Below are 15,641 nucleotides of genomic sequence, written 5' to 3'. Positions count from 1 at the left end.
GCCGGGGCGATGCGGGGTAATTTATGGCCGGATGGCCGTGAGGGCCCGTCCGATGTCGGCGACCAAGTCGTCGGTGTCTTCGATGCCCAGCGAGATGCGCGCGAATCCGTCGTCGACGGCGTCGCCCCAGCGTGCCCGGCGATCCACCGACGTGTGCAGGCCGCCAAAGCTGGTGGCCGCGACGAGCAGCTCGCTGCGCTCGACGAGGGCGTGTACCGCTGCGGCGTCGGCCAATTCGACCGAGACCAGAGAGCCGAACCGGCGCATCTGGGCCATGGCCACGCGATGGGAGGGGTCATGCGCCAACCCCGGGTAACGCACCACCCGGGCCGCCGGGTGGCGGGCCAACATCGTCGCCACGGCCCGGGCGTTCTGGCATTGCCGCTCGAAACGCAATCCGGCGCTGGCCAGGCTGCGCAACAGCAGCCACGCCTCGAACCCGCCGAGGATCGCGCCGGCGAGCAATCGTTGGCGTTCCACGGCGGCGGCCAACTCGGGGTCGTCGGTGGCCACGTAACCGGCCAGCAGGTCACTGTGACCGGACAGCGCCTTGGTGGCACTGGCCACCACCGCGTCGGCGCCCAGTGACAGCGGCCGCTGGCCCAGGGGCGTGGCGGCCGTGTTGTCCACGATCAGCCGTGCGCCGCGGCCACGGCAGATGGTGGCCAACCGGTGCAGATCAACGACATCCAACGCCGGGTTGGTGGGGGTTTCGGTCAGCACGACGTCGGCGCCCGCCGCGGCGTCGTAAATACGCGGGCTCGACGCCTCGATGACGGTCACCCCCGCCGTCGCCAAGTCTTCCCGGGCCCAACGACGGACTTGGTAGTAGCCGTCGGCGGGCACCACCAGAACCGATCCCGGCGGCGCGAGCACCCGGAGCACGGCGTTGATGGCGGCCATGCCCGAACCGAACACCAGCGCACCGCCCGCTCCCTCCAGCTCGGCGAGCGCCGACTCCAGTTGTCGCCACGTGGGATTGGAGCCGCGGCCATAGGTGTCCGCGGCGTCGGTCTCGTCGCTGCTCAGGTGGTAGGCGGCGGCGAGCACCGCCTGCGGCGCCACCGGGTGTCCCGAAATCGCCTCCGGGCCAACGGCTTTGAGACTGCGGGTGGAATCGCCGTAGCGACCGGTCATCGGCCTAGCCCGCCGGAGCTTCCGGCGGACCCTCGGCCAACAGTTTCCGGAACCCGTCCTCGTCGAGGACCGGCACGCCGAGTTCCACCGCCTTGTCGTACTTCGAACCCGGTGCGTCGCCGGCGACGACGTAGTCGGTCTTTTTCGACACCGACCCCGCCGCCTTTCCGCCGCGGGCGATGATCGCCTCTTTGGCGTCGTCGCGCGAAAACCCGGTCAGCGAGCCGGTGACGACGACGGTCAGCCCTTCCAGGGTGCGGGGCACGTTCTCATCGCGCTCGTCGGCCATCCGCACCCCGGCGGCCCGCCACTTGTCGACGATCGCGCGATGCCAGTCGACGGTGAACCATTCGGTGAGCGCGGCGGCGATCGTCGGCCCGACACCCTCGACCACGGCCAACCGCTCGGTCGACGCCGACATGATCGCGTCCAGGCTGCCGAACTCGGTGGCCAGTGCGCGCGCGGCCGTCGGGCCGACATGCCGGATGGACAGCGCCACCAGTACCCGCCACAGGGCCACCGTCTTGGCCTTGTCCAGGTTGTCGAGCAGGCGCCTGCCGTTGGCGGACAACGCGCCGGCCTTGGTCCGAAAAAGGTCGGTGCGCAACAGGTCGTCCTCGGTGAGGGTGAACAGGTCGCCCTCGTCGGCGATCGCCCCGGCCTTCAGCAGTGCGATAGCCGCCTCATAGCCCAGCCCCTCGATGTCGAACGCTCCCCGACCGGCGACGTGGAAGACGCGCTCGCGCAGTTGCGCCGGACAGGACCGGGCATTGGGGCACCGGATGTCGGCGTCGCCCTCCTTCGCGGGGGCCAGCGTGGTGCCACACTCGGGACACGTTGTCGGCATGACGAATTCGCGTTCGGAGCCGTCCCTGAGGTCGACGACGGGCCCGAGCACTTCCGGGATGACGTCACCGGCCTTGCGGATCATCACCGTGTCGCCGATCAGCACCCCCTTGCGCTTGACCTCGGCGGCGTTGTGCAGGGTGGCCAACCCGACGGTCGACCCGGCCACCTTCACCGGCGTCATGAACGCGAACGGGGTGACGCGCCCGGTGCGGCCGACGTTCACCCGGATGTCGAGCAGCTTGGTCTGCGCCTCCTGCGGCGGGTACTTGTAGGCGACCGCCCACCGCGGTGCGCGCGACGTCGTCCCCAGCCGGCGTTGCAACGCAAAGTCGTCGACTTTGACCACCACGCCGTCGATTTCGTGGTCGATGTCGTAACGGTGCTCGCCCCAATACCCGATCCGGTCCTCCACGGCGGCGAGGCCACGCACGCGTGCGGTCTCTTCGGCCACCGGCAGGCCCCAGGCTTTCAGTGCGCTATAGGCCTCGTGCAGGGTCTTGGGCACGAACCCGTCGGTGCGGCCGATGCCGTGACAGATCATCCGCAGCTTGCGCCGGGCGGTGACCGCTGGGTTCTTCTGCCGCAGCGAACCGGCCGCGCTGTTGCGCGGATTGGCGAACGGCGCCTTGCCGTCCTCGACCAGGCTGGCGTTGAGGGCCTCGAAATCGGCCAGCATGAAGAAGACCTCGCCGCGCACCTCGAGCACGGCCGGAATGGGCAAATCGGCACTGGCAGTGAGCCGCTCGGGCACGTCGTCGATGGTGCGGGCGTTGAGGGTCACGTCCTCGCCCACCCGGCCGTCGCCGCGCGTGGCGGCCCGTTCCAGCCGGCCGTCGCGATACACCAGCGACAACGCCACCCCGTCGATCTTGAGCTCGCACAGGTAGTAGGGCTCGCGACCGATCTCGTTCTCCACGCGATTGCTCCAGGCGACCAGCTCGTCGCGGTCGAACACGTCGTCGAGGCTGAGCATCCGCTCGAGGTGCTCGGCCTCCGTGAAGTCGGTGGCGAACCCGGCCCCACCGACCAGTTGCGTCGGAGAATCGGGGACCCGCAGTTCCGGGTGACGGTCCTCAAGTGCGAGAAGGTCGTTGAACATCGTGTCGAACTCGGCGTCGGAGACGATCGGGGCGTCCTTGACGTAGTAGCGGAACTGGTGTTGACGGACTTCGTCGGCCAGTTCCTGCCACTGCCGCCGGACCTCGGGCGACACCTGATCAGCTTCTGCTGAGCTCACCCTCGCAGGCTATCGGAGAACGCCGACACCCCCGACTCAGTCCTCCACGTATGCCCGTAGCCGATCCACCGCCGCATCCCACCGGCGCGACAACGCCGTGAGGTAGTCACTGGCATGGGCCAGCTGGGCCGTCCGCACCGTCCAGACGCGTTCGCGACCCCGCTTGCTACTGGACACCAAACCTGCCGACTCCAGCAGTTGCAGGTGCTTGCTGGCGGCCTGGCGGGTGACCGGGATGACGCTGGTGAGCTGCGATGTCGAGCTCGGGCCCAGATCGCAAAGGCGCACGATGATGCGCAGTCGGTGCGGATCGCCGAGTGCGTCGAAGAGCGGGGCCCCCACCGCGCCGCTCCCCCTCATCCGCGGGTTCCATCCAGATATCTGCGCACCAGGGTTGCCTGCATAGCCCATCCCTCGGCGTTGGCCTCGAACGACGACGGGCGCCGCTCTTCGGGAATCTTCTCGAATCCGGACTCGGTGATGGTGAGCAGCACGCCACCGGGCGCCTCCGACAAGGTGAACTCGACCAGGGTGGTCGGCTCTCGCTCGTAGTCGACATCCGGGTCGACTGCGAAGGGATGCCAGCGATAGGCGAACCGCCGGCGCGGCTCGACCGCGACGATGTGCCAGGTGCTCTTCACCCCTGCGTGCGGCTCCTGACGTTTGGCGACTTCGTCGTCGACCGTGGTCGGGGTGATCACCGCGGCGATCGAAGTCCCGGCGACGAACGGCCCGTCGAACCGGACGCCGAACCAGCGGCCGAACTCGTCGGCGTCGCTGATGGCGCGCCATACCCGCTCCAACGGTGCGTGCAGCAGCACACTCTTCTCAATCCTCATACGCAACCTCCTGGTTGCCTGTAGCACACCACGCCATGCGACAAAGCGCAACTTTTTGGTTGCTTATCAGATGGCGTCGGGATCCTCCGCGAATGCCTCGGCCGCCTTGCGGGCGAGCTCGATCGCCAGGCGCGCCCACTGGGGCGTCGCGCCGGCCAACCCACACGCCGGGGTGACACCGATGCGATCGCGCAGCGCCGAGCGCCCGAAGCCGAGCCGATCGGTTACCGCGACCAGTGCGGCGGCCACCTCTTCGGTCGAGGGCCGCCGCGCCGGGGCGGTGGCGGCAACCACTCCCAGCATGACCGCGCGGCCCGATTCGACGAACGCGGCGATGCCGTCGAGATCCCTCGCGGCGAGCGTGCTCGCATCCACTGATACCGCTCGAATAAGGCTGTCCTGCAACACCTTCCACGGAAAATCCGGGACGCAGCTGTGCAACAGCACCTCGCCTCCCACCGCGGCGGCGCAGGTGTCGAGGAGGGCGACGGCCACCGCCTCGTCCAGCGGCGCCACCGGGCTCAGCGCCGTCACCCCGGTCAGCCGCCCGCCCAACGCCCTGGGCAGCGACGGCTCGTCGAACTGCACCACCACCGGCGTCTCGAGCCGGCGGGCCAGCGCCGCGCGGTGGGCGGCGACGCCTTCACCCAGCGAGGCCCCCAGATCCCTTACCGCGCCGGAATCGGTGATCGCGCGGTGGCCGTTGGCCAGCTCGAGCTCGGCGGCCAGCGTGATCGGCCCGGCGGCCTGCACCTTGACCACGCGATCGCCACCGCGCAGGCCGGCCACCTCCCAGGCCTCTTCCAGCGCGTCCATGTCCTCGTCGAGCAGACTCACGGCACGGCGGGTAACCGCGCCGGGCCGAGGCGCAAGGCGGTAGCCGCGGGGCGAGATGTCGATGGCCACATCGATCAGCAGCGCACCGGCCCGACCGAGCATGTCGGCGCCGACCCCGCGGGCGGGCAGCTCGACAATGTGGGACAGCGCTCCTGCCAACTCCCCCACGACGACTTCGGCGGCCTCGCGAGGCTTGATGCCGGGCCACGACCCGACGCCGCTGGCCTTCGCGAAAACGCTCACCGGGCCAACCGTATTCGACGTCACCCGACCCGCCGGTGGGCAGGGGTGTCTGCCGCGCTCCGCCACGGGTAGGTTCGACGCAAGAAGGGTGCGAAACGTGTCACGGATGGCGGGATTGGCACGGCCGCTGCTGTTGTGCGGGGCCACGGTGCTGGTTGCGGCGTGCACCCGAATGGTCGACGGTGCGGCAGTGGCCGAGTTCGGCACTCCCCGTAGGGCGGTGCAGGGAGTCAACGTCGACACGATCCTGTTGGACCAGTCGCGGATGCGCGCGATCACCGGCGCCGGCGAGCACCTGACGATCATTCCCTCGATGGACGGCACCAGCCCGGTGGACATCGACGCGCTCGCGGACACCACACCGCGGGAATGCCGGTTCATCTACGCCGAGACGGCGACATTCGGGCCCGATATCGAGGAGTTCCACAAGACGACCTTCCAAGACCCGCCCGACGGCGCGCTGATCTCCGAGGGGGCCGCCGCCTACCGGGATGCCGACACCGCACGGCGTGCCTTCGGCGCGTTGGTGACCACGGTCGGGGATTGCGCGAACGGCTCAGCCGGGCAGCAATACGTCGGTGACTGGAAATCCGACGCCGCCTCCCTGCACCTGCGGCCGGGCGGCTGCGGCCGCGACTATCGGCTGCAGTCGGTCGCGATTGTCGAGGTCACCTTCTGCGGCTTCGCGCAATCGGTGTCCGACATCGTGATGACGAACATCGTCGCGAACATGCCGGCCTAGCGAGCGGTGGCGGCGATGGTGGCGCTGCCGAGCACTTCGTCGCCGTCCGGGTCGGGTCGGTAGAGTACCAGCGTCTGGCCGCGCGCGACGCCGCGCAGCGGGGCGCGCAACCGCACGACGAGCTCGTCGCCGACCAACTCCGCCACCGCATCGGCGGTTTCACCGTGCGCGCGCACCTGGACCGCGCACTCGACGGGACCCGCCGGTGACCGGCCGGCCGTGAAAACCGGCTCCCGCCCGCGCAACTCGCGCACATCGAGGTCCGCCGCCTGCCCCACCCGAACGGTCGCGGTGTCGGCGTCGATGGCCGTCACGTAGCGCGGGCCCCCGTCGGGCCCCGGCCCGCCGATGCCCAGGCCCTTGCGCTGGCCGATGGTGAACCCGTGCACCCCATCGTGTTCGGCGAGGACCGCGCCGTCGGCCCCGACCACGGTGCCGCGGCGCACCGCGATGCGCTCGCCCAGAAATGCCCGGGTGTTCCCGGACGGGATGAAGCAGATGTCGTGGCTGTCCGGCTTTTCGGCGACCGCGAGGCCGCGGCGCGCGGCCTCGGCGCGAATCTGCGCCTTCGGAGTGTCCCCGATCGGGAACGTGGCGTGGCGCAGCTGCTCGGCACTCAGCACGGCCAGCACGTAGGACTGGTCCTTGCCCGGATCGACGGCGCGGCGCAGCCGCCCACCGGACAGCCTGGCGTAGTGGCCGGTGGCCACGGTGTCGAAGCCCAGCGCAAGTGCTTTCGCGGACAGCGCCGAGAACTTGATCCGCTGATTGCACCGCACGCACGGGTTGGGCGTCTCGCCGCGTGCGTACGACGACACGAAGTCGTCGATCACGTCGGCTTGGAATCTCTCGGCGAAATCCCAGACGTAGAACGGAATTCCGAGTACGTCGGCGACGCGGCTGGCATCAGAGGCGTCTTCTTTGGAGCAGCACCCACGCGAGCCGGTGCGCAGGGTGCCGGGCGCGGTCGACAACGCCAGGTGCACTCCCACCACGTCGTGCCCGGCGTCGACCATCCGGGCGGCGGCGACCGACGAGTCGACGCCGCCACTCATCGCGGCGAGGACCTTCACCTAGGAAGCCCCCGCGGCGGCCAGGGCCGCCCGGCGCGCCCGGTCCACGGCCGCCGGCAGAACCTGCAGCACGGCGTCCACGTCGGCGTCGACACTGGTGTGCCCCAAGGACATTCGCAAAGAACCGCGGGCGCTGGTCGGGTCGGCGCCCATCGCGAGCAGCACATGCGACGGCTGCGCGACGCCCGCGGTGCACGCCGATCCGGTCGAACACTCGATTCCGTTGGCGTCCAGCAGCATCAGCAGCGCGTCACCTTCGCAGCCACGGAACGTGAAGTGCGCGTTGCCCGGCAACCGCTGGGGGTACCTCCCGCTTGCGGGGGACGGGTCGCGAGCGCCGTTGAGGCTGACGTCCTCGATGCCGGCCAGCACCCCGTCGATCAGGCGATCCCGCAGAGCCCGCAGCCGTGCGCTGTTCGCCTCGATCCCGTCCACCGCGATCCGGGCGGCGGCCGCCATGCCGATCGCACCGGCGACATCGGCGGTGCCCGAGCGGATGTCGCGTTCCTGCCCGCCCCCGTGCGCCAGGGGCACACACGTCACGTCGCGGCGAACCAGTAATGCGCCGACGCCGGGCGGGCCGCCGAACTTGTGCGCGGCCACGCTCATGGCCGAGAGCCCGCTGGCGGCGAAGTCCACCGGCAACTGCCCCACCGCCTGCACGGCGTCGCTGTGCATCGGAACTCCGAATTCGGCCGCGACACCGGCGAGCTCGGCGGCAGGCAGCACGGTGCCGACCTCGTTGTTGGCCCACATCACCGACACCAGCGCGACATCGTCGTGGTTGCGCAGCGCCTCGCGCAGCGCGGCCGGCGACACGGAGCCGTCGGCGGCGGTGGGCAGCCAGGTCACCTCGGCGCCTTCGTGCTCGGCGAGCCAGTTCACCGAATCCAGGACGGCGTGGTGTTCCACCTCGCTGGTGATGATGCGCCGATGGCGCGGTTCCGCGTCGCGGCGGGACCAGTAGATGCCCTTGACGGCCAGGTTGTCGCTCTCGGTCCCGCCGCCGGTGAAGATGACCTCGGACGGGCGGGCGCCCAGCCGATCGGCGATCAGCTCCCGGGACTCCTCGACGCGCCGCCGCGCCGCCCGGCCGCTGGTGTGCAAGGAGGAGGCGTTGCCGACGGCGCCGAGGACCGCCGTCATCGCCTCGACGGCGGCGGGGTGCATCGGCGTGGTAGCGGCGTGATCCAGGTAGACCATGACCCGACCCACGATACCGGCAGGTCCGAGGGCCTTTGACCAGTGGTGATCGCAAGCGCGGCGAAGCCGGGCGCCGCGGGTCGCCACCATCTGGTTCCGTGGTGATCGCAAGCGCGGCGAAGCCGGGCGCCGCGGGTCGCCACTATCTGGTTCCGTGGTGATCGCAAGCGCGGCGAAGCCGGGCGCCGCGGGTCGCCACTATCTGATTACGAGGCCACCAGCACGGGGCCGTGACCAGCGGACCGGGCCGTGCCCACGCCCACCACCGACTGGCAGCGGCTCGCCAAGGCCCGCCGATCGGTCCCCGGGAGCTGCAGGGATTCCACATGCACCCGGGCCAGGGTGCGACGCACGGTCAGCAGCCTGCGGATGGATCCCACCAGCGTCTCGTCGCCGACGAAGGCAGGCACGGTCGAGACGCTGCCGTCGACGTGGTGATACGTCAGCCGCAGCGGCTGCACCGGACGGCCGGCGTCGATCGCGGCCTGGAACATCGCCGGGTAGAAGGCCCCGCGGCCGCGGTGCGGCTGCCCGCCACCTGCTGCGGCCGCGCGGGCGGATACGTCGCCGGGCGCACCGCACCAGGTGGTGCCCTCCGGGAAGCACACCACCGTCTGGCCGGCCCCCAGCCGGCGGGCGACGGTGTCCACCACCGCGGGCAGGCGCCGCAGACTGGCCCGCTCGATCGGGATGATCTTCAGGATGCGGGCCACGATCCCGGTGGCGGGCCCGGTGAACATGTCGGCCCGGGCGACGAACGACCCGGGCAGCACCGACCCGATCGCGAAGACGTCCAGCCAGGACATGTGCGGGCTGACCACCAGGACCCCGCGCAGGTTGCGAATCGGGCTGCCCGTGACCGTGATCCGAATGCCGAAGCAACGCAACACCATCCGGCAGTAGATGCGCTGCACGCGGGTCCGGCCGGGCAGGGGCACCGCCAGCAACACCACCCCGGGCGCCAGCAGCAGCGCCAGCAGGACGCGAAGCGTCACCCGCAGTGCCACCAACAGCCCGGGCGACGCGGCCACGTCGCCGCGGCGCACACAACCGGCGTCGCACGATGCGCGCGGTAGCCAAGAGTGTCCGGTGCGGGCGGGAGTGCTCATCGGTCGCCGCCGGCCAGTTGCGAGGCGGCCGACACCGAGCGCAGCCGCTTCAGGTATCGGGTGTCGGCGCGCTGCTTTTCCAGCAGGACGCAGAAATCGCCCACACCGAAGTCGGGGTCGTGCGCGGGCTCGCCGCACACCTGAGCGCCCAGCCGCAGGTAACCGCGCATCAGCGCCGGGATCGACGGACGCGCGGGAGCCGGAATCTGGTCAAGCGCCTGCCCGTCGACCACCACCGGCCGGTGCGGACGCACCCGGTACTGCGGCGGGGCGGCGTGACGGCTGAGGATGAAGTCGCGCACCCCGCGAAGCTGGCTACCGGGGGGTTCGGTATCTCCGCCGATGGGCACCGACACGCAGCCGGTCACGTAGTCGTAGCCGTAGCGGTCCAGGTAGGCCAGGATGCCGGCCCACATCAAGAGCACGACGCCGCCGTTGCGGTGCCCCTCGCGCACCACCGCGCGGCCCATCTCCACCAGCGACGGCCTGAGCGGGTCGAAGCCGCGGATGTCGAACTCCGTCGCGGTGTAAAGCCCACCGGCCGCGATGGCGCCGGCCGGGGCGAGCATGCGGTAGCAACCCACCAGCTCGCCGGTGCCGTCGTCGCGGACCAGCAGGTGGTCGCAGTGCTCGTCGAACCTGTCGACATCCCGCCGTTCGCCGTCGTTGGTCGGCAACGCGAAGCCGGGCGTGCTGCTGAACACGTCGTACCGGAGCCGCTGCGCCGCCTCGATCATGCTGGGATCGGTCGACAGCAACAATGAGTATCGGGGCCCGGCGGACGACGCCGTCGTCGCGCCGTCGGGCTTGTCGCTGGGGATCAGGACAGAAGCAATGCTCATGTCAACCAACGTTGCGCAATCGGTGAGCGAGTCGGCATCGTCGCTGTGACGTGTCCGTGCACGTCAGATGACGAAATGTGGATGCGGGGGCACGTTGTCGCAGGCCGAAGGGATCGGGCCGCGCCATTTCGGGTATGCCGGACACCATGTGGCGAGCAAATCCCCGGGCGGCGGCCTGCTCGCGGGCGCCGATTGCCCGGCGGCGGCCCCGATGAGTCCGGACGTGCGCCGATGGTGCTTCGCCGACCAGCTGGGTCCGCACTTCCTGGACGGTCCCGGCCAGCCGGTGTTGCTGATCGAGTCCAGGGCGGCGTTCGAACGCCGCCGGTTCCACCGCCGCAAGGCCCACCTGGTGCTCTCCGCACTGCGTCACCGCGCCGCCGAACTCGGCGACCAGGCCGTGTTTCTGCGGACACGGACGTATCGCGAGGCGCTGAATCAGGTCAAGGCGCGCATCAGCGTGTGTCAGCCGACGTCGCGGGCGGCGGATCGGTTCGTGCGCTCGCTGCCCGATGTCGACGTGCTGCCCGCGCGCGGCTTCTGCACCGGACGCACCGAATTCGAGGACTGGTCCGGCCGGCAACGAACCCTGCTGCTGGAAAATTTCTACCGGGACGCGCGCCGTCGGTTCGACCTGCTGATGGAGGGTGACCGACCAGCCGGGGGCAGGTGGAACTTCGACGCCGACAACCGCCAGCCTGCGCCCAAGAATGCCGGCGCCCTGCCCGTGCCCGCGCCCTGGCAACCCGAAGAGGATGAGATCGACGAGCAGGTGCGCGCCGACCTGGACCGGTGGGAACGTGACGGCGACGTGGCCTTCGTCGGCCGCGACGGCCCGCGCGAATTCCCGGTCACGGCAATGGAGGCACGGGCTGCGCTCCAGGTTTTTTTGCGAGATCGCTTGCCGCACTTCGGTTCCCACGAAGATGCCATGCTCGCCGGCGATCGGTTCATGGCGCACAGCCTGTTATCGGCGCCCATGAACCTCGGCCTGCTGGACCCGTTGGAATGCGCCTACGCCGCCGAGGACGAATACCGCGCGGGGCGCGCGCCGCTCGCCAGCGTGGAGGGTTACATCCGCCAGCTGATCGGGTGGCGCGACTACATCTGGCACGTCTATTGGCATTTCGGCGCGGACTACCGCAGCCGCAACGCGCTCCGGGCGCACGTCGGGTTGCCCGACTGGTTCACCGGACTGGACGCCGACGCCGTGCATGCGCACTGCCTCAAAGACGTCCTGGCCCAGGTGCGCGATCACGGTTGGGTGCACCACATTCCGCGGCTGATGGTGCTGTCCAACTACGCGCTGCAGCGTGGGTGGAATCCCGCCGAGGTCACCGACTGGTTCCACCGCTGCTTCGTCGACGGTTACGACTGGGTGATGGTGGCCAACGTCGTAGGCATGTCCCAGCACGCCGACGGCGGGCTGATGGCGACCAAGCCGTATGCCGCCGGCGGCGCCTACATCAACCGGATGAGCGATTACTGCGGCCGCTGCCGATATCGACCGACCGAGCGGGTCGGCGAGCGCGCCTGCCCGTACACCGGTGGCTATTGGTGGTTCCTGGACCGCAACAAGCGGCAGCTTGCCGGCAACCGGCGGATGAGCCAACCACTCGCCGGGCTGCGCCGGCTCACCGATCTGGACGAGGTCGTCGAGCAACAACGCCGGCTCGGGCGGTCGGCCCCGTGATGGGCGGCCTCATGCTCACCGTCGACCGGGTGATCGCGGCGCCGCCCACGGCGGTGTGGGACGTGCTCGTCGACCTCGACGCTTGGCCGAAGTGGGGCCCGACGATACGCGGCGCCCGACTGGACGAACCGCACACCGAACTGGCGCTGGGTGCGACCGGCGTGGTCAACACGTCGCTGTTGGTCCCGGCGCCATTCGTCGTCACCGACTTCGAGCCGGGTCGCCACTGGGCCTGGCAGGTGGCCGGCGTCCCGGCGACGCGGCACTGGGTGGACCCGGTGGACGGCGGATCGCGGGTCGGCATGGCGGTGCCATGGTGGGCGGCGCCCTATGTCACGGTGTGCGCGATCGCGTTGCGGCGCATCGACGAAATGGTGACCGCCGCGCAATAGCCGCCGTGAAACGCGAGAGCCCCCGACGCCGCGGCGTCGGGGGCTCCTGGGCCGAGAAGGCTCAGCCCTTGCGCTGCTTGATGGCGTCGGTCAGCTGCGGGGCGACCTTGAAGAGGTCGCCCACCACGCCGTAGTCGGCGATCTCGAAGATCGGCGCCTCTTCGTCCTTGTTGACGGCGACGATGGTCTTCGAGGTCTGCATGCCGGCGCGGTGCTGAATCGCCCCGGAGATGCCCAGCGCGATGTAGAGCTGCGGCGACACCGTCTTGCCGGTCTGACCGACCTGGAACTGGCCCGGGTAGTAACCGGAGTCGACCGCGGCGCGCGACGCACCGACGGCGCCACCCAGCGAGTCGGCCAGCTCCTCGACCACGTGGAAGTTGTCGGCGCTGCCGACGCCGCGGCCACCGGACACCACGATGGTGGCCTCCGTCAGCTCCGGACGGTCGCCGGCCACGGCCGGCTCGCGCGCGGTGATCTTGGTGGCGTTCTCGGCGGGCGCGGGCACCTCGACGGTGACCTGCTCGCCGGCGCCGGCCTGCGGTTCGGCGTCGATGGCGCCGCCGCGGACCGTGACGATCGGGGTGTCCCCGTTGGCCTGCGCCTCGACGGTGAACGCGCCACCGAAGATCGAGTGCACGAACTTGCCCTCCTGGACGCCGACCACGTCGACCAGCAGGCCGGAGCCGATCCGGGCGGCGAGCCGGCCGGCGACCTCTTTGCCGTCGGCGTTGGCGGACAGCAACACCGCGGCGGGCGAGTTGGACTCGGCCAGCGAGGCCAGCACGTCGACCACCGGCGTGATCAGGTAGTTCTCGGCGTCGTCGGACTCGGCGACGTAGATCTTTTCGGCGCCGGCCTCCTTGAGGCCGTCGACCAGCGGCGCGGCCGTTCCGGGCTTGCCGACCACGACCGCGGCCGGCTCGCCCAGTGCGCGGGCGGCGGTGATCAGTTCGGAGGTGACCTTCTTCAGTGCGCCTTCGGCGTGCTCAACGAGCACCAAAACTTCTGCCATGGTTTCTTCGCTCTTCTCGTCTCTGGGATGGGTGCTCGGCTAGATGATCTTCTGGGCCACGAGGTACTGGGAGATCTGGTTCCCGCCCTCGCCCTCGTCGGTGACCTTCTCACCCGCGGTCTTCGGCGGCTTCGGCGTCGACGACAGCACCTTCGACCCGGCGTTCTCCAACCCGACCTCGTCGCTTTCGACCCCGATCTCGGCGAGGGTCAGCACCGTGACCTCTTTCTTCTTGGCGGCCATGATGCCCTTGAAGGACGGGAAGCGCGGCTCGTTGATCTTCTCGGTCACACTCACCACGGCGGGCAGCGACGCCTCGAGCGTGAACACACCGTCGTCGGTCTCGCGCTCGCCCGTGACCTTGCCGCCCTCGATCGACAGCTTGCGCAGGTGGGTCAGCTGCGGCAGGCCCAGGTACTCGGCGATGATGGCCGGCACCGCGCCGCCGGAGCCGTCGGTGGACTCGTTCCCGGCGATGACCAGCTCCGTGCCCTCGATGGTGCCCAGCGCGCGCGCCAGCGCCCACGCGGTTTGCACCACGCACGAGCCGTGCATGCCGTCGTCCTTGAGGTGGACGGCCTTGTCGGCTCCCATCGACAGCGCCTTGCGGATCGCCTCGGTGGCACGTTCGGGGCCGGCGGTCAGCACCGTGACCGATCCCTCGCCGCCCTCCCGCTCGCGGATCTGCAGTGCCTCTTCGACGGCGCGCTCGTTGATCTCGTCCAGCACTGCATCGGCGGCCTCGCGGTCGAGCGTGTAGTCGCCGTCGTTCAGCTTGCGCTCGGACCAGGTGTCTGGGACCTGCTTGATCAGGACCACGATGTTCGTCATGAGTGTGGTTCGTCCTCCTCGAAGGAGTCTCGCAGCAGTCGACCACGAGACTTTCAGTACGCGTTTCGCAGCGCACGGTCGTGTTACTACTCGGTAACTTTGTGCAGCCTGCCTTCACACCATAGCGGGTGGTACTGCGGGTTCTTCCGGCGTGTCCACCCTCGCCAACCGCGGGCGCCCCGCTCCCGGTTCGCGAATCCGACACTTCGCGTTAGCCTGCCTATGCGATGAGCGCAACCGTCCCCGACGTCCCCTGGCACCGCCCCGGCGATCCCTCGCCCGGGGCCGATCCCGTGCTGACGTTGACGGGCGAGCGCACCATCCCGGGCCTGGACGTCGAGAACTACTGGTTTCGCCGCCACGAGGTCGTCTACCAGCGGCTGGCCGGACGCTGTGCGGGCCGCGAGGTGCTCGAGGCCGGCTGCGGCGAGGGGTACGGCGCGGACCTGATCGCCGCCGTCGCCCGCCGGGTCGTGGCCGTGGATTACGACGAGGCCGCCGTGGCCCACGTGCGCCACCGCTACCCGCGCGTGGAAGTGATGCAGGCCAACCTGGCGGCGCTGCCGCTGCCCGACGCGTCGGTGGATATTGTGGTCAACTTCCAAGTGATCGAGCACCTGTGGGATCAGGCACAATTCGTCGCCGAATGCGCGCGGGTGCTGCGCCGCGGCGGGTTGCTGATGGTGTCGACACCGAACCGGATCACCTTCTCGCCCGGCCGCGACACCCCGATCAACCCGTTCCACACCCGCGAACTCAACGCCGCCGAGCTGAGCGAGTTGCTGGTCGACGCGGGCTTTCGCGACGTGTCGATCAGCGGGCTGTTCCACGGCCCCCGGCTGCGCGAGATGGACGCCCGCCACGGCGGCTCCATCATCGACGCGCAGATCGAGCGGGCAATGGCCGCTGACCCGGGGGCGCCGTGGCCGCCGGAGCTGGTCGCCGACGTGGCCGCGGTGACGTGCGACGACTTCGACATCGAAAACGGCCCCCGTGACATCGACGACAGCCTGGACCTGATCGCGATCGCGGTAGCGCCGTGAGCAATTCGCACGACCGGGTGCCCGGCATGTTCACCCTGGTCCTGCACACCCACCTGCCGTGGCTGGCCCATCATGGCCGGTGGCCGGTCGGCGAGGAGTGGCTCTACCAGTCTTGGGCGGCGGCCTATCTGCCGCTGATGCGGGTGCTGACCACGCTGGCCGACGAGGACCGACGCGGATTGATCACGCTCGGCGTCACCCCGGTGGTGAACGCGCAGCTCGACGACCCGTACTGCCTGGACGGCATGCACCATTGGCTCGCCAACTGGCGGCTGCGGGCCGCCGAGCAACTCCACGGTGCCGGCGTCGAGCAGGCCGCGCAGCAGCGGGCTGGCGCCGTGCCGCCATCGGGTGGCGAAATCTTCCAGCGCCCCGTCCGCCTCGGCGCATTCCCGAATCCCCAAGGCGCGCAACGCTTCCGGCGTGCAAGATTGGTATTCGGCCGACTTCGAGCGCGCGGCGGACCGGACGCTGGCCGCCTCGGCGGCCCGCAGCCGCCAGTTGGCGAGCCAATGGTGCATGCCGTCCAGGCAGTACGGGTCGTCGAGCTGCGCGT

The 15,641-nt window shown here is 70.1% G+C and carries 15 protein-coding genes and 1 pseudogene; 5 read left to right on the top strand and 11 right to left on the bottom strand.

Annotated elements, in window-relative coordinates; genetic code table 11:
• Positions 1-21 precede the first annotated feature (21 nt).
• The 5 genes from A5704_RS26930 to A5704_RS26910 form a co-directional block, all read right to left on the bottom strand.
• The gene (locus A5704_RS26930) at positions 22-1,137 is read right to left on the bottom strand and encodes a cystathionine gamma-lyase (RefSeq protein WP_067891956.1); all 1,116 of its coding nucleotides are present in this window, start codon (positions 1,135-1,137) and stop codon (positions 22-24) included.
• Positions 1,138-1,141: 4 nt separating this feature from the next.
• The gene (ligA, locus tag A5704_RS26925) at positions 1,142-3,223 is read right to left on the bottom strand and encodes an NAD-dependent DNA ligase LigA (RefSeq protein ID WP_067891953.1); all 2,082 of its coding nucleotides are present in this window, start codon (positions 3,221-3,223) and stop codon (positions 1,142-1,144) included.
• A gap of 36 nt (positions 3,224-3,259) precedes the next feature.
• Positions 3,260-3,583: a helix-turn-helix transcriptional regulator gene (locus A5704_RS26920; RefSeq protein WP_067782724.1), complete on the bottom strand. Its 324-nt coding sequence runs from the start codon at positions 3,581-3,583 to the stop codon at positions 3,260-3,262.
• Complete coding sequence (locus A5704_RS26915; RefSeq protein WP_067891946.1) at positions 3,580-4,062, bottom strand: SRPBCC family protein; 483 nt, start codon at positions 4,060-4,062, stop codon at positions 3,580-3,582. The genes A5704_RS26920 and A5704_RS26915 overlap by 4 nt, the downstream gene beginning before the upstream one ends.
• A 66-nt stretch (positions 4,063-4,128) precedes the next feature.
• Positions 4,129-5,142: a methionine synthase gene (locus A5704_RS26910; protein ID WP_067891944.1), complete on the bottom strand. Its 1,014-nt coding sequence runs from the start codon at positions 5,140-5,142 to the stop codon at positions 4,129-4,131.
• A 106-nt stretch (positions 5,143-5,248) separates the two neighbouring features.
• Between A5704_RS26910 and A5704_RS26905 the strand changes: the two genes are divergently transcribed.
• Positions 5,249-5,884 (top strand): sensor domain-containing protein, encoded by a 636-nt coding sequence (locus tag A5704_RS26905; protein WP_067891939.1) that lies wholly within the window; start codon positions 5,249-5,251, stop codon positions 5,882-5,884.
• Here A5704_RS26905 and mnmA read toward each other — a convergent pair.
• The 4 genes from mnmA to A5704_RS26885 form a co-directional block, all read right to left on the bottom strand.
• On the bottom strand, positions 5,881-6,957 hold the full coding sequence (gene mnmA / locus A5704_RS26900; RefSeq protein WP_067891937.1) for a tRNA 2-thiouridine(34) synthase MnmA: 1,077 nt from the start codon (positions 6,955-6,957) through the stop codon (positions 5,881-5,883). The two genes, A5704_RS26905 and mnmA, sit on opposite strands and share 4 nt — an antisense overlap.
• A complete protein-coding gene (locus tag A5704_RS26895; protein WP_067891935.1) occupies positions 6,958-8,160 on the bottom strand; it encodes a cysteine desulfurase family protein in 1,203 nt (400 codons plus the stop codon).
• A gap of 206 nt (positions 8,161-8,366) precedes the next feature.
• Entirely contained in the window at positions 8,367-9,269 is a 903-nt protein-coding gene (locus tag A5704_RS26890; RefSeq protein WP_067751025.1) for a 1-acyl-sn-glycerol-3-phosphate acyltransferase, read from the bottom strand.
• A complete protein-coding gene (locus A5704_RS26885; protein ID WP_067751030.1) occupies positions 9,266-10,111 on the bottom strand; it encodes a GNAT family N-acetyltransferase in 846 nt (281 codons plus the stop codon). Before A5704_RS26885 ends, A5704_RS26890 begins: the two co-directional genes overlap by 4 nt.
• A gap of 148 nt (positions 10,112-10,259) precedes the next feature.
• Between A5704_RS26885 and A5704_RS26880 the strand changes: the two genes are divergently transcribed.
• Entirely contained in the window at positions 10,260-11,804 is a 1,545-nt protein-coding gene (locus A5704_RS26880) for a cryptochrome/photolyase family protein (RefSeq protein WP_369828506.1), read from the top strand.
• A gap of 11 nt (positions 11,805-11,815) precedes the next feature.
• A complete protein-coding gene (locus A5704_RS26875) occupies positions 11,816-12,196 on the top strand; it encodes an SRPBCC family protein (RefSeq protein WP_082954984.1) in 381 nt (126 codons plus the stop codon).
• A gap of 61 nt (positions 12,197-12,257) precedes the next feature.
• On the opposite strand, the gene A5704_RS26870 is transcribed toward A5704_RS26875, so the two are convergent.
• Positions 12,258-13,211, bottom strand: a complete 954-nt coding sequence (locus A5704_RS26870; RefSeq protein ID WP_067751042.1) for an electron transfer flavoprotein subunit alpha/FixB family protein — start codon at positions 13,209-13,211, stop codon at positions 12,258-12,260.
• A gap of 39 nt (positions 13,212-13,250) precedes the next feature.
• Positions 13,251-14,042 carry an electron transfer flavoprotein subunit beta/FixA family protein gene (locus A5704_RS26865; RefSeq protein WP_067751045.1) on the bottom strand — a complete coding sequence of 264 codons (792 nt, stop codon included), beginning with the start codon at positions 14,040-14,042 and terminating at the stop codon, positions 13,251-13,253.
• Between the two features lie 227 nt (positions 14,043-14,269).
• Between A5704_RS26865 and A5704_RS26860 the strand changes: the two genes are divergently transcribed.
• Together A5704_RS26860 and A5704_RS29505 are read left to right on the top strand one after the other, a co-directional pair.
• The gene (locus A5704_RS26860; RefSeq protein ID WP_067751048.1) at positions 14,270-15,085 is read left to right on the top strand and encodes a bifunctional 2-polyprenyl-6-hydroxyphenol methylase/3-demethylubiquinol 3-O-methyltransferase UbiG; all 816 of its coding nucleotides are present in this window, start codon (positions 14,270-14,272) and stop codon (positions 15,083-15,085) included.
• 26 nt (positions 15,086-15,111) lie between these two features.
• Positions 15,112-15,641, top strand: a pseudogene (locus tag A5704_RS29505) (1,4-alpha-glucan branching protein); the annotation flags it as partial.

The sequence above is a fragment of the Mycobacterium sp. E735 genome (assembly GCF_001666955.1).
Lineage (GTDB): Bacteria > Actinomycetota > Actinomycetes > Mycobacteriales > Mycobacteriaceae > Mycobacterium.
Note: the sequence above shows the minus strand (reverse complement) of the source record. Positions and strands in the feature narration are given on the sequence as shown.